Origin of the sequence: Streptomyces sp. NPDC093795 (assembly GCF_044764665.1) — a bacterium.
Lineage (GTDB): Bacteria > Actinomycetota > Actinomycetes > Streptomycetales > Streptomycetaceae > Streptomyces.
On the sequence record NZ_JBIWIO010000008.1, the window covers coordinates 37,653 to 56,767 of the forward strand.

The 19,115-nt window shown below is 69.5% G+C and carries 14 protein-coding genes; 6 read left to right on the forward strand and 8 right to left on the reverse strand.

Annotation, left to right across the window (positions count from 1 at the left end; translation table 11 throughout):
* Positions 1 to 10: 10 nt before the first annotated feature.
* Complete coding sequence (locus ACIRB7_RS21980) at positions 11 to 2,890, forward strand: pPIWI_RE module domain-containing protein (RefSeq protein WP_403601165.1); 2,880 nt, start codon at positions 11 to 13, stop codon at positions 2,888 to 2,890.
* Here ACIRB7_RS21980 and ACIRB7_RS21985 read toward each other — a convergent pair.
* Both ACIRB7_RS21985 and ACIRB7_RS21990 read right to left on the reverse strand, forming a co-directional pair.
* Positions 2,822 to 3,346, reverse strand: a complete 525-nt coding sequence (locus tag ACIRB7_RS21985; protein ID WP_403601168.1) for an HNH endonuclease — start codon at positions 3,344 to 3,346, stop codon at positions 2,822 to 2,824. The genes ACIRB7_RS21980 and ACIRB7_RS21985 overlap by 69 nt on opposite strands.
* Before the next feature lie 693 nt (positions 3,347 to 4,039).
* The gene (locus ACIRB7_RS21990) at positions 4,040 to 10,744 is read right to left on the reverse strand and encodes a DUF3320 domain-containing protein (protein WP_403601171.1); all 6,705 of its coding nucleotides are present in this window, start codon (positions 10,742 to 10,744) and stop codon (positions 4,040 to 4,042) included.
* A gap of 355 nt (positions 10,745 to 11,099) precedes the next feature.
* Between ACIRB7_RS21990 and ACIRB7_RS21995 the strand changes: the two genes are divergently transcribed.
* Complete coding sequence (locus tag ACIRB7_RS21995; protein WP_403601174.1) at positions 11,100 to 11,771, forward strand: SMI1/KNR4 family protein; 672 nt, start codon at positions 11,100 to 11,102, stop codon at positions 11,769 to 11,771.
* 630 nt (positions 11,772 to 12,401) lie between these two features.
* Here ACIRB7_RS21995 and ACIRB7_RS22000 read toward each other — a convergent pair.
* Both ACIRB7_RS22000 and ACIRB7_RS22005 read right to left on the reverse strand, forming a co-directional pair.
* Positions 12,402 to 13,073: a class I SAM-dependent methyltransferase gene (locus ACIRB7_RS22000; RefSeq protein ID WP_403601177.1), complete on the reverse strand. Its 672-nt coding sequence runs from the start codon at positions 13,071 to 13,073 to the stop codon at positions 12,402 to 12,404.
* A gap of 74 nt (positions 13,074 to 13,147) precedes the next feature.
* Positions 13,148 to 13,522 (reverse strand): alpha/beta fold hydrolase, encoded by a 375-nt coding sequence (locus ACIRB7_RS22005; RefSeq protein WP_403601180.1) that lies wholly within the window; start codon positions 13,520 to 13,522, stop codon positions 13,148 to 13,150.
* Between the two features lie 90 nt (positions 13,523 to 13,612).
* Between ACIRB7_RS22005 and ACIRB7_RS22010 the strand changes: the two genes are divergently transcribed.
* The 4 genes from ACIRB7_RS22010 to ACIRB7_RS22025 all read left to right on the forward strand — a co-directional run bounded on the left by ACIRB7_RS22010 (position 13,613) and on the right by ACIRB7_RS22025 (position 16,014).
* A complete protein-coding gene (locus ACIRB7_RS22010) occupies positions 13,613 to 13,948 on the forward strand; it encodes an ArsR/SmtB family transcription factor (protein ID WP_403601184.1) in 336 nt (111 codons plus the stop codon).
* On the forward strand, positions 13,948 to 14,655 hold the full coding sequence (locus ACIRB7_RS22015; RefSeq protein ID WP_403601187.1) for a cation transporter: 708 nt from the start codon (positions 13,948 to 13,950) through the stop codon (positions 14,653 to 14,655). The genes ACIRB7_RS22010 and ACIRB7_RS22015 overlap by 1 nt, the downstream gene beginning before the upstream one ends.
* A gap of 76 nt (positions 14,656 to 14,731) precedes the next feature.
* Entirely contained in the window at positions 14,732 to 15,514 is a 783-nt protein-coding gene (locus tag ACIRB7_RS22020) for a sulfite exporter TauE/SafE family protein (RefSeq protein WP_403601190.1), read from the forward strand.
* Between the two features lie 104 nt (positions 15,515 to 15,618).
* Positions 15,619 to 16,014, forward strand: coding sequence for a maleylpyruvate isomerase N-terminal domain-containing protein (locus tag ACIRB7_RS22025; RefSeq protein WP_403601192.1), 396 nt, complete (start codon positions 15,619 to 15,621; stop codon positions 16,012 to 16,014).
* 10 nt (positions 16,015 to 16,024) lie between these two features.
* Here ACIRB7_RS22025 and ACIRB7_RS22030 read toward each other — a convergent pair whose 3' ends face one another.
* From ACIRB7_RS22030 to ACIRB7_RS22045, 4 genes are all read right to left on the reverse strand, one after another.
* Positions 16,025 to 16,360 (reverse strand): YnfA family protein, encoded by a 336-nt coding sequence (locus ACIRB7_RS22030; protein ID WP_403601195.1) that lies wholly within the window; start codon positions 16,358 to 16,360, stop codon positions 16,025 to 16,027.
* Between the two features lie 11 nt (positions 16,361 to 16,371).
* Entirely contained in the window at positions 16,372 to 16,686 is a 315-nt protein-coding gene (locus tag ACIRB7_RS22035; protein WP_403601198.1) for a hypothetical protein, read from the reverse strand.
* Positions 16,687 to 16,818: 132 nt separating this feature from the next.
* Positions 16,819 to 17,028, reverse strand: coding sequence for a MerR family transcriptional regulator (locus ACIRB7_RS22040; protein ID WP_403601201.1), 210 nt, complete (start codon positions 17,026 to 17,028; stop codon positions 16,819 to 16,821).
* Positions 17,029 to 17,149: 121 nt separating this feature from the next.
* Positions 17,150 to 19,075 carry an acyl-CoA synthetase gene (locus tag ACIRB7_RS22045; protein WP_403601203.1) on the reverse strand — a complete coding sequence of 642 codons (1,926 nt, stop codon included), beginning with the start codon at positions 19,073 to 19,075 and terminating at the stop codon, positions 17,150 to 17,152.
* Positions 19,076 to 19,115 lie beyond the last annotated feature (40 nt).

Below are 19,115 nucleotides of genomic sequence, written 5' to 3' on the forward strand. Positions count from 1 at the left end.
GACTCACAAGATGGCGTACCAGCACGTACGGACCGCCTCGTACATGCCTGACCCGGCACAGGGGCCTTTCCCCGTCCTACGGCACACCCTCTCGCTGCCCGCTCACTGGGAGGAGCCGCTCGGCCGGCTGCGTGACCATGACCGGCCGGAAGGCCGATGGCACGGCCCACGTCGCATCCCCACCCGGGAGATCAACCAGCTGATCCGCACCACCGCCCCGGACGTCGTCACCGTGGCGTCCAACGCCACCTTCGGAACGGATTCCCCCTGGCTCTACTGCGCCGAGCCGTTTCCCGCCCCGGTGACGAACCTCTACGCCGCCACCTGGCTCAGGAACCTCCCCCGCCATCCCGATGCTCCGGACGCACGGCGTCTGCTCGCGGAGTGCTTCCGCGAGCTGGACACCGGAAGCCTGACCTGGCGCGCAGACACCATCGACCTGCTCGAACAACAGCCTTCTCCCGGTGGCACAGCCAAGCCCACCCGTCTGGTGTACCGACTGCTCCCCGACGAACTGGCCGCACGCATCGCACGTCAGGGTGCCTACGAGCACGGAGGCCAGCAACTCACCTTCCACCAGGTCGCCGGCGCTGGCGGCGGGTACGACGCCGGGAGCAGCAGCGCGGAACTGATGTCGTGGCCGCCGATCGAATACCGGCCCACGGGTAGGAGCAGCGAGCGCAAGCCGTCGTACTACGCGGCCACCCTCCGCGTCGGCGTGCGCACCGTCCCGTTCTCACCGGTTCCTCGGATTCACCTCAGCGCGGGAATCCGCCGGTTCGTCACCGGAAAGGTCTGGATGCCCTTCCGCAAGGGTGTCTCGGTCTACCTACTGCCAGAGATCTCGCTCGTGCCGGACGCACCGGTGTCCCGGCGACTCTCGGTTGCCATGCTGCAGTGGCGCAACGGCACCACGGATTGGAGGCAGGGCGGCCCCAGCGGCATGCTCGCCGCCGTCGCCGCGCTCGACGGTCTCCCGTCGGTGGATCGACTGGTCAAGGAGGCCGACCACTGGATCGGGGACGGAAAGGACGGCATCAGGCTGGCGGTTGGTCACCAGGCCGCCATGGGCAGGCACCCCATCGGGACCGGACTGATGCCCAGCGAACGCCGCCGTCTCATCGAGTGGGCCGAGCAGGCGCTGGCCCCCGAGTTCGTCCCCGCCCCGAAGCTCCAGCGCAGCCGGTACGGTCGCCCGCCTGTCAGGCAGCTCACGAAGCGGCCTTCCATGCCCAAGAACGCCACCACCGAAGAGCTCGCCGCCCTCCTGGAGCGGACGGAACGGACCGCTGCGGACAACGCACGGGTGCGACGTGCGGCGCTCGCCGCGACGCTGGACGGCACCGACCTCGTCGGCTTCCTGGTCCACCAGACCGACGACCAGCGGGACCGGCTCGCCGCCACCGCCGAGAGCACGCTCGGACTCACGGAGTTTCGACGTGAACAGGGGCCGGAGACATGGGTGTGGGAGGCCGAGGAGCTCACCGTGCGGCTCCACGCCCACCCGCTCGGTGAGCTGGGATCCCCTCTTGGAGCGGAGGACCGGCCGCCGCGCGCGGGACAGGAACACGACCAGGCCATCCGTGAGCGGCGCGGACGCGTCGCCGAGGCGATGACCCGTCTGAAGGCCCAGATGCCCGGGGCGCGGATCGCCCTTGTCGAGCTGGAAGGAAGCGAAGCGTTCCAGGGTCCCGCGAGGCGCACCGACCCCAAGTACGCGATCCGGCTCGGGTACGCGGACGCAGGCTTGGTCACCCAGTTCATCCGCCCCCTGGACACCGCGATGGACAAGGCTGACGCCGAGAAGGACGCCGCCCTGCGGGCCGAAGCGGCCTGGGCGGACAGCCTCCGTCAGACCGGAATGCGCCTGGTTCCCCAGCACACTCTCGGCGATCGCATCCCTTCCGGACTGAACCAGGTGGCCTTCCATCTGGTCGAGCGCCGGGTCGACGGTCCCACAGGCAGGGCACAGTTCACCCCGATCGCCGTGCTGCTCCGGCCGGACGCACCGTGTGTCCTCGGACGGACCTCGGACGCCTCGGAGTGGATGCCCTACCCGGACCTGCTCCGGACCCTGACAGGACGAGTGCGGGGGAATGACCTGAGGACCTCGGCGCAGCAGTCGGCAGTCACGGCGGCCTTCATCAGGAGGACCCTGGCGAGCCTGCGCGGCACGCCGACCCTGGTCCTGGCCCACGCACAGGACGTGCGCAAGCGCTGGCCGTGGCTCACCAACGGTGGGCTCGAGGTGGATCGGATCGGCCTCGACGGGGGTCCCGCGCAGCGGATCGGTCTCTACGGCAAGCACCTCCGGGTCGTCAGGGTCGCTGACAGCGGCCGTGACGAGACGCCCCAGTGGTGGGCGGAACGGGAGGAGCGCGAGGAAGAGCTGGCCGGGCAACAGCGGGGCGGCTTCGGCATGGGACTGTGGGTGCCCGACGAGCCCGGAGCCCCCGGCCGCGTCTTCTACAGCACGGCGGACAAGGCGAGCACGCAGACGAAGTTGACGAACGACGACGCGAAGCTGACCCCTCACGTCAACCCCGCCGGCCGGAGCGCCCACCGGCCGACGGTGAACGCGTGGAACCCCGAGCTACTGGAGCTCACCCTGGCCTGCCTTCAGCCCGGCGACGACCCCGAGGCATGGGCCGCGTTCGTCCACCAACAGCGCATCTGCAAGGACGACTACCGGGACGTGCTCGGCCTGCCGCTAGCTCTCCACCTCGCACGGCTCGCGGACGAGTACGCGCTGCCACACGACGAGGAGGAGTCGGTGGACCCGACGGCGGGGCCGGTCGCAGGAGCCATCGCCGGAGACGGATCAGGGCAGCTCGCATTCGACTTCGAGACCGATGAGGACGACGAGGAACAGACATATGGGAACGCTTGACCCGACGGCAGTGGAGCGGGCCATCGGATTTGCCGACCGAATCAGTGAAACTTTATGACTGGGCGTATCACGTACCTGAGCGCTGCCTGTCCCGTTCTTCCCGGGGGCGGGTACCGCCCGTCTGCCATAGTGCTCTGCAGGCGCAGACGGTGCGCTTTCGGACGGTGTCGGGTCGTTGGGGGTCCAGTGGTGGCGGCGCTGGCGGAAGTACTGGGTTTCGATGAAGTGCCACCGGTGGAGTGTGATCTTCTCTCCGAGTTTGCCCATCACCATGTCGAGGATCATGAGATCGTCAGTCAGGACCGATTCCCCGGAGTCAAAGCGCGCGTGGCAGTTCGGGCAGAGGTACAGCAGGTTCTCGACGACATCGGGTCCGCTGTCCTCCCTCGCTCGGATACGGGCAGCTTCGCTGGAGCAGTGGCGAGGCGGGGGAAGGATCAGGACGGTGTCGCACATCTGGCAGTGCGGTCTTGGTACCAGTGCTTCAGTTTGCGGACGGCACTACTGTCGGTCTGCGACAGGTTTCCGTAAGTGCCTCTTTCCGTCGGTACCCAGTGTCCGGCCTCGGGTGCTTTCGAGAGAATCGGCGAAGCGCCTTCATCGGGTGCCGATATGCTGCCCAGCCCGTCGTCCAGTTCTCGGATGAGCCTATTCACCGTGCTTTGGGCCACGGCGATGAGGCGGGAGGTGTCCAGTACGGCGCGGCGGGCCAGTACCGTTCCCGGTTTGTTGACGGGCGGATCCGCTGGCCGAGAGAAGCCCGGCGACGGCTTCGTAGCCTTCGTCGGCCGGTGCGGCGGCTCGCTTCCGACTCAGGGACGCCATGGGTTTTTGGTGATCGCGTAGACGGTCCTGCACCCATTGGGTTTCTTCCGGATGTCGGCGAGAGCCTTTGCGCAGGCGACAGACTCAGCGACGGCGGAGTCGATCGTGGGAACGTGCGTGTCGAGCAGCTCGCGGACGGTCGTCCTGGCGGTATCCCACCGCCAGGACGACCGACGCGTCGTGGAGCTCGTCCTCGCCGTGCAGCTGTTCAGCAAGCCTGTGTCCGCCCGACGGCGGGCAGCTTCGATTCGCCGACGAGGGCGATGGAACGCGATCCACGGCCGCTCGCCGGCAGTCCCGCCGAGCGGCACCACTCGTGACTCGTCAGTCACCATCCGCGGGCATCAGGAAACCGTCCGCTTCACGGACCGCCCCCTTCCCGACGAGCTCGTCCACATCGCTCGTGAGCGCATCCCTGATATCAGGACCCAGCCGTGTCCACCCGAAGAAGCGTGCGACCTCGCGGAGCAGCTCCTCTCGGTGGACGCCCGGGCTTTCCTCGACCACATGTCCCACGACGAGCCGCCGCTCGACCGACGGGACCTGCCCCACCTTGCGCGCCACGGTTGCTGTCGGAGTGCGAGCGAAGGCCAGCTCCCGGCCGGGAACGTCGTACGCCTCGCCGACTCGCACGATCTGGCCCGCGGAGGAGATCCTCCGCAGCGCTCGACGAACCGAGTCCCGGACCACCGCGCCCGCCCTTGAGATGCCCCAGGCCGAACGGACCCGGGTGAAGATCAGGTCCTCCGTCATCGGGCCCTCAGCCTTGATCACGGAGAGGGCGACGTCGGCGACGACTCCCATGGCATCCGGGTCTTGCAGCTCCGCATTCCGCATGCCGCGACGCTTGGCGGACGTGACCCGCAGGTTGACCAGTTGAACGTCGACGACCTCCTCATACACCCGGCTCCATGCGGGGGGCCCGTCGTCCACCGCCACGAACGTCACCGACGGCCCCATGTCCACCGCCGTGTCCGGCGTGGCAGATCCCTCTGCGGGAGCCTCCTCGCCGACCGGCTCCTCCGGTGTCACCTGAAACGGGTCCCGCGCGCACGCCTCCTCCACCGCGGCTCGCAGGCGGGCCATCGCGTCCCGGCGGTTGCGGTACCAATCCGTGCCCCAGATGCGGTGCAGATTCCAGCCGAGGTCGCGCAGTACGGCCTCCCGCAGCCGGTCGCGGTCACGGGCCGCGCGCGAGGAGTGGTACATGACGCCGTCGCATTCGATGCCGAGGGCGTAGCTGCCTGGGGCGGCGGGGTGCCGTACCGCCATGTCGACGCGGAAACCGGCGACGCCGACCTGGGGCTGTACGGAGTAGCCCCAGTCGCGCAGGACGCCCAGGACCTCTTCCTCGAACGGGCTCTCCGGCACGGCGTCCGGGTCGGCCGCAGCCGTCTCCAGGACGTGGGGACCGTGCTCGGCGTACTGGAGGTAGCGCTTCAGGTGCTGGACGCTCTTATTGCTGCTGTCGGCCAGCTCGGAACCATGGAAGGAGGCGACGACCTCCATGCGTCGCCGGGCGCGGGTCACGGCGACGTTGAGACGGCGCCAGCCGCCGTCCCTGTTGATGGGGCCGAATGTCGAGAGCAGCTTGCCCCGGTGGTCCGGACCGTAGCCGACGGACAGGATGATGACGTCGCGCTCGTCGCCCTGGACGGTTTCCAAGTTTTTGACGAAAAAGCCGTCGAGACGATCTTCGGTGAAGAAGCGATCGAGGTCGGGTCGGGCGGTTCGTGCCTTCTGGACGGCTTCCTCGATGGCCTCGGCCTGTGCCTTGGACAGGGCGACCACACCCAGGCTGAGCCCCGGCCTGGTGGCGAAGTGGTGGATCACCCGCTGTGCGACCGCCGCCGCCTCACCCGGGTTGTTGCTTCGACCACCCCGGTCGTAGACACCGTCGGCTTTGAAGAACTCGACGCCGAGGTCCGGACTCTGCTCATACGCGCCCGGGAAGGTCACCATGGTGTTGTCGTAGAAATCGTTGTTGCTGAAGGCGATGAGGTTCTCGTGGCGGCTCCGGTAGTGCCATCGCAGCGGCAGGCCACGCAGCACGCCACTGGCCTTGCAGGCGTCGAGCACGGACTCGAAGTTGTCCGCGCCCTCCTCGTCCCACTCGTCGTCGTCGTCGCCGGCGCTGAAGAACGAGGTCGGCGGGAGCTGCTTCTGGTCGCCCGCCACGATGAGCGCGCTGCCGCGGTAGACGGAGTTCACCGCGTCCTGCGGCAGCACCTGGGACGCCTCGTCGAAGATGACGACGTCGAAGCGGAAGTCCGGCGGCAGGAATTGGCTTACCGTCAGAGGGCTCATCATGAAGCAGGGCTTGATGAGTCGCACGACATCCCGCGTCTCACCCAGCAGCTGCCGTACCGGCTTGTGACGGCGTTTCAATTGCGACTGTCGGCGCAACTCAGCCGCGGGGCCGATGTTGGTCCTCCGCGGGCGGCGGGCATTACACGCCGCGATGACCTCAGCGTGAGCAGCCTCCACAAGGGCGCGATCCGCGTCTCGGAATCGCTCGACGAGCTGATCGCGGTCCGCCGCGCGCATGGGCTTGAGCCGGGCGTCGAGTCCGAGGCGTCGCTCGATCCAGGCGGTAAGGACGGCGCGTTCGACGGAGGCGGGGAAGTCGGCCGCGGACACGCCGCGCTGCGCGAGCTGGGAGGGCAGCCCGTCCAGGCCGTATCGTCGCAACTGCTTGAGAGCCTCGGAGCACGTGGTCCATGCCTCGGGGCCGAAGGGGTCGTTATCCAGCTGGGACAGACAGGTCGCGGCAGCGGGCAGCGACTCCCGGAGCTCGCGCTGCAGAAGACGGCTGCGTTGCGCGTCGAAGTGGGCGACGAGGTTGTCCCGCTGGCGCTGCCAGTCGTCGTGGCGGTCGGCCACGGACGTGTCGGCGGGGGCATCCAGCATCAGCCGGGCTGCCGGGGCGGACAGCGGAGCCCCGTGGCCTCCATGTGCTGTCCTGCGTACCTGCTGGGCCCAGTCCAGGGCGTCGAGCACAGCTCCCTTGTCGGTCGCCGCCCCCTGGTAGAGGTCACCGAGCAGCTCCTCGTGGCGTGGGGCGTCCTCGGTGAACCGCGCAACGACCGCCCGCGCGTCGACCACCGCCGTCACTGCCTGGCGAGCCCGTGAGAGGGACAGCCCGCTGTCGGCGTCGGCGACGCGCCCCACAGAGCGGAGGAGGTCAGCCGCGTCCTCGAAGGGTTCGACGTGGGCGCGCAGCCAGCGCGCCGCGTCGTGCAACGGGCCGGCCAGCAGCTGCGCGCCTGCGGCTGCCAGGTGCGGCTGACCGGCGTACTCCTGCCAGGCGCGCAGGTCGGTACGGAGCTGTGGCTCCGTCCGTCGCACAACGGCGTGCGGAACGGGCCGTTCGTCCGCTAGGAAGCCGATAAGACGTGCCCGTCGGGCGGGGTCGGCGAGCGTGTCCGGCGCCAGCCGCTCAACGGTGTGCGCGGCTTCCAGGGCGTCCTGCAGTGCGGCAGTGTCGACGCCGCTGTCGGGTGCGTACCGACCGAGCAGCCTGCGCTGCTCCTCGTCGGCGCGGGTGCCCGGGGTGGATTCGTGGATGGTCCAGGCGCGGTGCAGGAGTTCGAGGATGCCGCTCGGCCCCTGCTCTGCACCGAAAGAAAGTGCACGCAGTTCGGCGGGATCGGTGTCCAGCCCCTGGTACCAGGAACCGCAAAGACGACGGTGAGTGTCCTCCTCGGACGCGAACCTGGCGGTCTCTCGCCGGCTCTCCTGTGCGGCGCCGACCGCCGCCCGGGCGCCTGCGAGCGTGTACGCGAAGTCAGGTCCGTCGTCGCGACGGCCGACGGAAGCGACCGTGTCGATGACGTCGACGGCCCGAGCGAGTGGATCCAGGTGGGCGCGCAGCCAGCGGGCGGCGTCGGACAGAGAGCACTTGGCGAGCTCGTCCGCGACGGCCGCCAGGCGGGGACGTGCCAAATCCTGCCGCCAGGTGTCCAGATCCTCGCTCAGGGCCCCGCAGTGCTCCAGCAGTTCCGGGGCAGGAGTACGACCGTCCGCGACCTGGGCGGCCATCAGGCCGCGACGATGCGGGTCCAGGACCGTGTCCGGCGCGAGCCGGTGCACGGAACCGGCGTGCGCCAGTGCCGCCTCCAGAGCAGGCACGTCGGGCAGTTCCGTCCCCGCGTAGCGTCCGAGAACAACGGCATGCCTACGGGTGAGAGCCCGCAGGTTGTCGTGGGCCGTATGCCAGGCCAGGGCGAGCGGCAGCCGGGCGTACAGCTCATTGCGCCACGAGCCCGCGATCGTCAACGCACCGAGTGCCTTGCGGTCTGCGCGTACCGCGCTGGACAGCAGGCCGCCAATTCCGCGTGAGCCTTCGGACAGGCGGCCTATCAAGTCCGGCAGCCCGGGGGTGACGGCGGTCTCGGGCCTGAAGACGTCCTGCGCAGCCTGCTCGGCCTCAGCGAGCCGGCGCGCAGCGTCAGTGATCTCCCCGCAGGCTTCCCGCACCTGAGACATCACCTCAGGGGCGAGCCACGTGTCCAGCATCCGGTGGGGGGCCGTGGCCAGCTTCACGAGGACGAGCAGCTCTTCGGCCTCCTGCATGCTCCTCGGCCGGTCACGCCCGAGAAGCCTGGCCGTGGCTGCGGCATGCCGCTCGGCGGATTCGAGGATCGCCCCCAGGCTCGCGAACCAATCGGAGAGCCCCGCGGCCTGCGTACGTGTCAGAGGGCTCAGGTCCAGGCCGGCCGGCTCCAGTCCGGCAAGGTCCTGCTCGGACGCCGGTGGTTGCGTGTCGAGCGTGGCGGGAATCGAGGCCCAACCAGGGCCGGCCTCTACGATCGCGTGTGCCTGTGCGGACAGAACCGTGTCACGTTGGGCGAAGAACGTGCGCAGACCGTCGGCGACGACGTTGACCGCCGCTCTGTCCGCCTCGGATGCTCCCCCGGGCACTAGCCACTGCTCGAGGGGCCGGTGGTCGGCTCCTGCCAGTGCGACGACGTCGCAGAGATCTTCCGCTGCCGCAGCGCTGCCCGGGATGTTCAGCCCCAGCTGCTGCGCAACCTCGGCAAGGGTGCGGTGCGTAAGCTCAAGACTGTCCGCGGTCGTCTCGAACTCGTGGGCCAGCTCGTTCGCGTGCTCCTCCGACAGTTCGGAGGGATCGATACCGGCCGGAGAGAGAGTGGCCAGGGCGCGCTCGGCTTCGCTCGGCGCGGGAGTGAGACGCGGTGAGAGTTCCTCCCAGCGGTCCCCTGCCACGGAGCGGGCCGTGGCCTGCGCTCTGACCACCTTCTTGAGAGCGGAGACGAAGTCGTCGACCGGGCTCTCCACCGTGTCGGCGAAGTCGGCACTGGTCAGCCATGTCTCGGGCACCGGGCGGCGTGACTCGATCAGTGCGAGGAGGTCGATGAGCCGACGGACGCCACCTTCCTCATCGATCGGCTCGACGTCTTGCGAGAGATCCTGGTAGTGCGCCACCGCCGCGGCAAGCCCGTCCCGTGCGGCCATGGCCTGGTCGAGCGCCGGGCGGGGATGGGGACTTCCGGCCTTCAGGTCACGCCAGGGAAAAGACGGATCGGCGACCGCCTGCCAGGCACCGGCAATGGCCTTCGTCGCCTCGATGACGAGGTGCAGGTCCTGTCCGTTGATTGCTGCGGCGTCGAACACCTTCTGCTTGCGGGCACCGCCGTCCGCATCCGAAGCCAGGAAGGCCACGTGCGCCTCGGACAGCTGCCCGACCCTGCCGATCACATCGTGCAGGCTCTGGCCGAGTGGCTGGCTGATCTCGTTCATCGCCTCGGCATAGGCGCTGAGGGCCTCGCGCGCCTCGCGGGCTCGGACGACCGCCTCCTGGGAGAGCCGTGGGGCTCGCGGCTCCTCTTCCAGGGCCCTTCCCAGCTCCTGAGCGACGGCTCGGCGGCTGGTGTTGTGGCTGTGAAGAGGAAGGGCGTACGAGTCGAGACCAACGGATTTCAGCCGATCCAGCACCACGTCGAGCGCGGCAGCCTTCTCACTGACGAACAGCACGCTGCGTCCCGCGTGCATCAGACCGGCGATCATGTTGGTGATCGTCTGGCTCTTGCCCGTACCTGGCGGGCCGTCGAGCACGAAGGACCGCCCTGCGACAGCGGCCGCGACGGCCTGCCGCTGCGACGCATCGGCATCGAGGACGAGCGGGCTGTCCTCCGGCGGACTGAGCTCGTCGATCCGGTCGGCGTCGATCTCTTCGAAGTCGAAGCGGTCCGACGCCAGTCCTGCCTTGGGGCCGAGCGCCACTGCCCGTACGAGATCGCTCTTCAGGATACGGGCCTCGTTGTCCAGCAGGTCCTGGTACATCGACTCCTTGTGGGAGGCGAAGAGCGCCAGAACCACCCGCCTCGAAACCTCCCAGCCCGATTTCCCCGCCACCGCGGTGTTGACCGCGTCGATCACGGCGTCGAGGTTCGTCAGATCCTGTTCCGTGACGGGCGACCAGTCGATGTGGAACTGCTCCAGCTTGACCTTGAGCGCAGGGTTGAGACGCGGTTCCTCGTCGTCGTTGGCCACCAGGCGGATACGTCCGTTGGCCAGTCGCTCGATACGCACGGGAAGAAGGAGGAGGGGCGCATCGCTGCTCGTCGACGCGCCGTCCTCACGCCAGCGGAGGATGCCGACACCCAACTGGAGCGTCCACAGACCGTAGTCGTTGAAGAGTTGGGTGGACTTGCTGCGCAGGCTTGTCAGCGCACGGAGGAGCGCCGGGCCCGTCGTCTTCTGGGTGACGATCCCGTACGCGGCACCATGCCGTTCGGCGAAGCGTGTTTGCGCCTGGCCCCCCTCAGAGTCCTCGGTGGTGGGCTCCTCGTCGGGCAGCGGCGCGAAGTCCCAGCCGCGTTCCAGACCCTCGATGAGTTCCTCGGCCGACGGATGCGCGATCTCCAGGGTCGCCGCCTTGGTGTGCCTGAAGTTGAGGAGCCGATTGCGGCCACTCAGGTCGACGAGTGACGTCCGCCAGTTGGCCAAGATCGCTTTGAACCGCTCCAGCTCTTCACCGCCACCAAAAGCACTCGGGTTTGCCACACTCGTCCTAGCTGCTCGTGTTCTCTCACTGGGCCTCCGAGAAGCGATGTGCCCTAATGAAGCCGCACAAGCCCAGGGCGAAGCCGCTCCCGAGAGAGTGGTGCCCTCCGGCTGCTCCAGTCCCGCCGACCCCCTGATTGGAGAATCCTATGACTCGGGCCCTATGGCGTGAAGAGCGGTGCCCCCCTGGCTCCGCCGTCAGCGACGCGGCTTCTCACGTATTAACTCACCGCACGCGGAGCATCTCCGGGAACCAGGAGTCCAGCGCCGCCCACTTCGTGTGCCCGGTCGACGACTTGCACGGCGCACCTGTGCTTGCAACCCGGGTGTCGGTGACTGCACGTACGGTTTCCGCATGTCTGATGAGTGGTGGGTAGGCGTACGTCGGCGGGTTGAGGCGGCGGGTGCGGGACCTGGGGGCAGCGAGGTGTTCGGGGCGTCAGGGCACAAGTGGGTCGTGGAGGAGCCGCTGACCCAGGACGAGCTTGCCGAACTTGAAGCTCAGATAGGCGTGGGGCTGCCGGAGGAGTACCGGGCCTTCCTGCTTTACGTGGGTGCGGGTGGCGCCGGCCCCGCGTACGGCCTGTTCCCGGTTCGGCGCGTACAAGGTCGCTGGTGTTGGGAAGGCGACGGCGCGGATCTGGCCGACCTGTCGAGGCTTGCCGAACCATTTCCCGACCAGGGCCCGAGCCCGAAGCTGCTCGCCGATCTCCTTGCTCAACGCCCAGAGGAAGAAGACTTCGATGACATCGAGGACTTCGACGACGCCATCGAGGCGTGGGACGAGCGGTGGGAGGCTGTCATGTTTGCTTCGGAGCGCACCGTCGGTGCCATCGCGATCTCCCACCTGGGCTGTGCCCAGAGAGAGTGGCTGATCGTCAGTGGCCGACACCGCGGCACGATCTGGTCCGACAGTCGAGTGGACGATGTCGATCTCACCCCGCTCCTCGACGATGATGGTATGCCGGTGAAGTTCGCTCGCTGGTACACCGACTGGCTGGAGAAAGCCGAGAGTACGGCCCCGTAGGCCCGTCGCCTTGTGCGGAGCTATGAGGGGCCGTCCGGGGAAGTCGGCCACGGCAGCCTGTCCGCTCCGAGTAGAAGGGACGAACTGGGCCGTGACGCTCGTTTGACGCTCTGGGCGCCCACCAGTAGGGCGATGAGCAAAGAACGTGGCTCTGACCTGGGATTTTCCGAAGATCGCTCAGGCCGACATCTTTTCGATGACGCACCATGTCGAGTGCGTCGCGATCCTTGAGCCCGCCTCAAAGGGCTCCTGACCTGCTGTTTCTCCGGGTGTGCGTTATGCGCGTTACGTGCGTTAGGTGCGATATCTTGACGCATATCTGACGCACGTGACGCACGCCGACGGCGATGCCTGACGAGTCGTCAGTCCAGGAAGGGTGCCTCACGCATCAGGTTATGACCCTGCTGCGGGAGGCGCCCATTTTCGTTTTGGGCGACCAAGCTGGCTCGTGTGTGACCCGCGCTCCGGCCTTGCCTCTCCGAATTCTCTCTGTGACAAGAGGGGGCTCGCCTAGCCGGGGCCGTAGGCGCTCCAGCCGCGCAGGAACGGTTGCAGGTCGGCGTCGGCCGCCCCGCCCGCGACGCAGCCCGAGAGGTCGCCGACCTGCTCGGTTGACGACCGGTCAGACTGTCATCGGGGCAAGGTCTGGGTGACGCGCCACAGGCGTCGGGGCAGGTTGCCCTCCTCGAAGGCGTGGACCTCGTTCAGAACCCAGCCGTCGGCGAGGGCGTCGACCAGCTCGCGGGGGAAGAAGTGGACGGCGAACCCGCTGTCTTCGTAAATGTCGTCGCCGTGCGCGGTGCCGGCCCCGTAGTGGGCGTCGCCGGTGTGGCGCACGGTGTAGACGAACGTACCGCCCGGCCGCAGAACCCGGCGGACTTCACCGACGAGGGAGCGGATCTCATTCGTGGACAGCGCCATGCAGAGCAGCATGTGCGCGAAGACGGCGTCCGTGGAGGCATCCGCCAGGGGCAGGGGATCGCGTACGTCGTGCTCCATAGTGCCGACCTGTTCGCCGAGCCCCATGTCCTGGGCAGCCGCACGGAGCTGTTCGAGGCCGGTGGGGCTGAAGTCGGTGGCGCGCACGGTGAAGCCCTCGCGTGCGAAGTGCAGCGCGTCGCGGCCGTGGCCGGCACCCAGCTCCAGTACGTCCTTCGCGCCGGTGGCCCGGAAGACCGCGGCCGCGTAACGGGCGGGGGCAGAGGGCTCTTCGCCGTACATGCCCGGGTGGGCGCCATAGGTGTTCTGCCAGTGCTCGCGCTGGGCTCGCGCCAGCCCCGGGTCCTGCTCGTGTGTCGTCATAGCCGCATCATCGGCGACAGGGAACCGAGCCGCTCACTCGGCCTCCGCGGCTGGCATGGCGTCGAGGACCCCGGTCACTGGGCCGGTGCCCGCCATGAGCACCGCCGAGGCCACCAGGTCGGGCCGGGTACGGGCCGGCAGCTCGTTGGCGAAGCTTCCCAGCGAGTACCGACCACCGCGGCGCCGGCGAGGCCCAGGGCGTCCATCAGACCCGCCAGATCCCCGGCCATGTCCGCCATCGAGTACGGGGACGCGGACGCGTCGGAGGGGGCGACGCCGCGCGCGGCACAGGTGATCATCTCGAAGCCCGCCCGCACCAGGTCCTCACGCACCCCGCACAGCTCCCAGGCGACCGTTGGTATCCCCGCTCCGCCCGGCAGCACCACAGGCCGGCCCCACCCCGTCCGCTCGTACGCGATCCGCTCTCCGTCCACGACCACCGACTCCACGCGCCCCCTGGTCCGTGGTGTTCCTTCGGGGCAGGACGCCCGCCAGAGTCCACAGTTTCGTGGATACAGGATTAGCTGTACTGTCGGATGGTGCTGACAGTCGCCCCTGACATCGAGGTGCTGGCCCGCTTCGGCCGCGCGCTCGCCGACCCGATCCGCTGCCGGATCCTCCTCGCCCTGCGCGAGGCGCCGGCCTACCCCTCCGACCTCGCGGACACACTCGGCGTCTCACGGACGCGGCTGTCCAACCACCTGACCTGCCTGCGGGACTGCGGCCTCGTCGTCACCGTTCCGGACGGGCGCCGGACCCGGTACGAGCTCGCCGACGCCCGCCTCGGCCACGCGCTCGACGACTTGCGCTCGGCCGTCCTCGCGGTCGAGAACGACAAGACCTGCCCCGACGCGGAGACGAAGGGCTGCTGCTGATGGCGTTCATATCCATCAGGCCGTCCCCGGCCCGCCGCGACGCCCTCGCCAAACGCATACGTCTGCTGGTCGCCGCGACGATCACCTACAACGTCATCGAGGCAGCCGTCGCGCTCACCGCCGGCGCGATCGCCTCCTCCACCGCCCTGATCGGCTTCGGCCTCGACTCCGTCATCGAGGTCTCCTCCGCCACCGCGGTCGCCTGGCAATTCTCCGCACGCGACCACGCGATACGCGAGGCCCGCGAGAAGACCACCCTGCGGATCATCGCCGTCTCCTTCTTCGCCCTCGCCGCCTACGTCACCTTCGACGCCGTCCGCGCACTCACCGGCACCGGCGAGGCGGAGGCCTCCGTCCCCGGCATCGTCATCGCCGCGCTCTCGCTGGCGATCATGCCGTTCCTGTCCGCCGCCCAACGCCGCGCGGGACGTGAACTCGGTTCCGCCAGCGCGGTCGCGGACTCCAAGCAGACCCTGCTCTGCACCTACCTCTCCGCCGTCCTGCTTGTGGGTCTGGTCCTGAACGCCACCCTCGGCTGGTCCTGGGCCGACCCAATCGCTGCCCTCGTCATCGCCGCCATCGCGGTGAAGGAAGGCCGCGATGCCTGGCAGGGCAAGGGCTGCTGCGCGGCCCCGGCGACCGCGGCGGCCCCCGCACCGGAAGCGGATGCGTGCGGATGCAAGCCCGGCTGCACCTGCTGCTCATGAACATCGCATTACAGATCAGCCGCCCTGGGAACGAGCGGGCTGATACTGGCCCGACTATCTCAGGGTGGGGGCAGCGGTGGACTGGTGGCTTGTGCTGGGAGGGCCGGCCGTCGGGCTGCTGATCGCCGTCGTCACCGCGCCGGTCGGGGTATCGGGGGCGGTGTTCCTGCTCCCGGTCCAGCTGAGCGTCTTCGGTGTGCCGAACCACGCGGTCACGCCGACCAACCTGCTCTTCAACGTCGTCGCCGGGCCCGGCGCTCTGTGGCGCTACAGCCGAACCGGTGCCCTGCGCGGTCCACTCACGCGCCGCCTGGTGGCCGGCACTCTCCCCGGGGTGGTCGTGGGCGCCGTCATCCGGGTCTTCGCCCTGCCGGGCCCGACCGTCTTCCGGCTCCTCATCGCCGCCCTCCTGCTCCCGCTGGGGCTGTGGCTGTGCGCCCGTACCCTCCGCCCCCCACGGGAGCGGCCCGCCCCCGAACCGTCCGCCCATACGCTCACCGGCCTCGCCCTGGCCGTCGGAGTGGTGGGCGGCATCTACGGAATCGGCGGCGGGTCCCTCCTCGGCCCGATCCTCGTCGGGCGGGGTGTACCCGTCGCCCGTGTCGCCCCGGCCGCCCTGGCCTCGACCTTCGCGACGTCCCTCGTCGGTGCCGCAACGTTCGCGTTGCTGTCCCTGGCCAGCAACGGAGAAGTAGCCCCGGACTGGTTCCTCGGCCTGGCCTGCGGTGCGGGCGGCCTGATCGGCGGCTACCTCGGCGCCCGCCTCCAGCCCCACCTCCCCGAGACCGCCCTACGACTCCTGCTCGGCGCGCTGGCCGCCGCCCTCGGCGCGCTCTATGCGGTCCAGACCCTGACCTGACGCCGCTCCGTAGTCCGCGGCGCACCACTGCTGGTCGGCAAGGCCCGAAAGGGGCATCATCACAACACCGGCGAAATACGAAGTGCCGACCGAGAGCAGCAGCCATGGCGAACACGCAGCCTATGGACCGGCAGGCCGTGTACGACGACTACGAGCGCGCCCGCCAGACCTTCCGCCGCCTGCTCGACGCCGCCACCGACGCCGACCTCGCCAGACCCACCCACGGCACCCGGTGGACCAACAAGCAGCTGCTGTGGCACATGCTCTTCGGCTACATGATCGTCCGCGCCCTGCTGGTCCTGGTCCGCGTCTTCGGGCGGCTACCCCGCAGCGTCGGCAAGGCATTCGCCCGGCTGCTCGACGCGGCGACAATCCCGTTCGACTTCATCAACTACGCCGGCCCCGTCGGAGCGGTGAAGGTCCACGGGCCGCGCCGGATGGGCGCCACGTTCGACTTCCACCACCGCCAGCTCACCCTCAGCGAGACGGCCCGCCCCTGAATGCCCCGCTTCAGCTGCTGCGGGGCGCGTACATGATGACGGCCATCCCGGCGAGGCAGATCAAGGCGCCGGTGACGTCCCAGCGGTCGGGCCGGTAGCCGTCGGCGACCATGCCCCAGGCGATCGAACCGGCGACGAAGATCCCGCCGTACGCGGCGAGGACGCGGCCGAAGTTGTCGTCGTTCTGCCAGGTCGCGACCACACCGTAGATGCCGAGGGCGATGACGCCGGCGCCGATCCAGATCCAGCCCTTGTGTTCGCGGATGCCCTGCCATACCAGCCAGGCGCCGCCGATCTCGAACAGGGCGGCGACGACGAAGAGGGCAACGGAACGAGCGATGGTCATGGGGAACGACCCTACTGGCGGCCCGGCGCGGTGACCTTATGCGGGTCCGTGGCCGCGTGGCAGCCACATCGGCCGTCCTGGACGGCCGCACCCTTGCAGGAACAGGAGCGGCGACGCTGTCCGAACCACCAGGTCACGCTGGCGAGCACGGCCAGGGCGACGGCGAGGGCGGGCAGCCAACCCACGACGGCGGAGGCACCGGTACCGACGACGCCCGCGGCAATCAGGGCGGGCAGCACACAGCAGGCGACGCACGCCAGCCCGGCCATGCCTGCCAGCGTCTTGGGTGCCCGGCGCGCGCGGGGGTCGACAGCAGGGTCCGGCATGGCGGTTCTCCTCGGCGAGGTCGGTGAACGGAATGGGGCAACAGGGGCTCGCCGCGCAGACGGTCAAATCGTCACGGCCCGCTTGCAGAGCAGCGGTCAGGGCGGTGCGGATGGTCGTGAGATCCGCGATCTTCACGTCGACTTCGGCGAGCTTGGCCTGGGCGCGTTCCTGCAGCCCCGCGACGGGCGCCCGTGGCGGGGCCGCCCGGCTTCCAGCAGCTCCGCGACCTCCTCCAGCGTGAAGCCCAGGCGCTGGGCGGCCTTGATGATCCGCAGCACCGTGACCGCTTCCTCGTCGTACAGGCGGTGCCCGCCAGTGCTGCGATGTGGTTCGGCCAGCACGGTGCCGCGGGCGAAGCCTGATGCTTCAACGCTCGTGTGGGGAACGGCTGATCATGCGCCGAGGAGAAGTTGGCATAGACCAATGGTGTCGTCAACCCCTGGAGCTGCGACCGGGCCGGCCTCAGTAGCTGCCGGGGTCGCCGAACGCCCACTCCACGCCGTACGGGGCGAGTTGGGCGGTGATCCGGCGGCGGAGGTCGGGGTCGGCGACCGGTGGCAGGGACACCGTCGGGCGGCCGGCGGTCAGGTCGCATCGGACCTGCTCGTCGGCGTACGCGATGCCGATGTCGGCCAGCGCGTTGGAGACCGCGCGCCGGGTGGAGTCGAGGCGCAGGGGGACCTTGGAGGGTTTGCCGATGTCGGTCAGGGGCAGCGCCGGCAGGATGATGACGTCCTTGGGGGCCGCGGCTCGCTCGGGTACGTGCCGCGCGGCGAACGCGATCAGTTCGTCGGGGCCGGTGTCGGTCGTGCCGGGGGCCAGGGTGACGTAGGCGACGGGGACTTCGCCGGAGTGCGGGTCGGGGCGGCCGACGGCGCTCGCGCCGGTGACGGCCGGGTGGGCGAGGAGGGCGTCCTCGATGACGGCGGGGTCGATGTTGTGGCCGCCGCGGATGATCAGGTCCTTCGCGCGGCCGAGCAGGTGGATGAAGCCCTCGGGATCCACGCGTGCGAGGTCACCGGTGTTGAGCCAGCCGTCGCGCACGCTGCCGAGGGAGTCCATGCGCGGTCCGTCGGCGTCGTGGCCGACGACGTAGCCGGGGAAGACGGTAGGGCCGTTGATGGCGAGGATGCCGGGTTCCCCCTGCGGGAGGTCGTGCCAGTGGCCGTCGCTGTCGATCCGTACCGTCTTCATCTGCTGGTAGGGCATGCGCTGGCCCGTCGCCTCGGGGCGCTGGTGCGCGCCCAGGAAGCTTCGGGCGCTGCCGCAGGTGGCCTCGGTGAGTCCGTACCCCTGGCACAGGGGGACGCCGGTGTGGTCCTCGAACGCCACGCGTACAGCCGACGGCAGAGGGGACGCGCCGACGATCGCGAAGCGCAGCGAGGTGATGTCCGCGTCGAGCGGCACCCGGGCGAGCCCGGCGTAGACGGTCGGGACCGCGGACATCGTGGCGATCCGGAAATGTTCGACGATCTTCCAGATGACCTTGAACAGTGCCGGTTCGCGGTAGCCGAGGGGACCGGCCCACACGCTGTGCTGACCGCGCAGCAGCGGTGCCAGCAGTGTGACGACCAGGGCGTTGACGTGGAAGAGCGGCAGCCCGGCGAAGAGTACGGAATCGGGGTCCAGTCGGCTGTTGGCCGCGATCATCCAGGCGTCGGTCACCTCGTTGGTGTGGGTGTGCGCGGCCAGCTTGGGGGCGCCGGTGGTGCCGCCGGTGTGGAAGTACGCGGCCAGGTCACCGGCTTTCGGGGGCACCACGCCGGGGCGGAGTTCCGTCGGCTGGGCGGCGGCCGCGACGTGCAGGTAGGCGACCTCGATCCCGGCGACGGGTTCCAGGGCGGGCGCGGGATCGGTCGCGCCGAGGGGACGTAGGGCGAACAGCGCCGAGCAGCGGAGCGATGCCGCCACGGTGCGGGCCGTCCGCCATGCGTCGGGGTCGAGTTCGGGTCCGGCCGCGACCAGGATCCTGGCCCCGCCCAGGCCCAGCAGGCGTTCGGCGTGCTCGGCGGCGAGGGCAGGGTTGACCGGTGCCGCGATGCCCGAGAGCTGGGCTGCCAGGAGCGCGGCGGGCAGCAGGCCGGTATTGGGGGTCAGCAGGCCCACGGCGGTGGTACGGCGGACACCGTGCTGGTGGAACAGGTTCGCGATGCGGTGCACCTGGTCGCGTAGTTGGCCGAAGCTCATGGTCTCGCCGCGCGTCCACTGCTCCGCGCTGGACAGGACGGTGAGAGCCGGCCGGTCGGGCCAGAGGGTGGCGGCGCGGGCCAGAACGTCGTAGGTGGTACCGGGCAGGCCGCGGTCGTCGAGTGCGAGGGACTCGATCGTCTTCAGGTCGCCCGGCTGGTCGTACGCCGGCCAGAGCGGATCGGGTTGAGGGACGTTCACGGGGGCTGCCTTTCGAGGGTTGACTGGTGGGTGGGAGGCC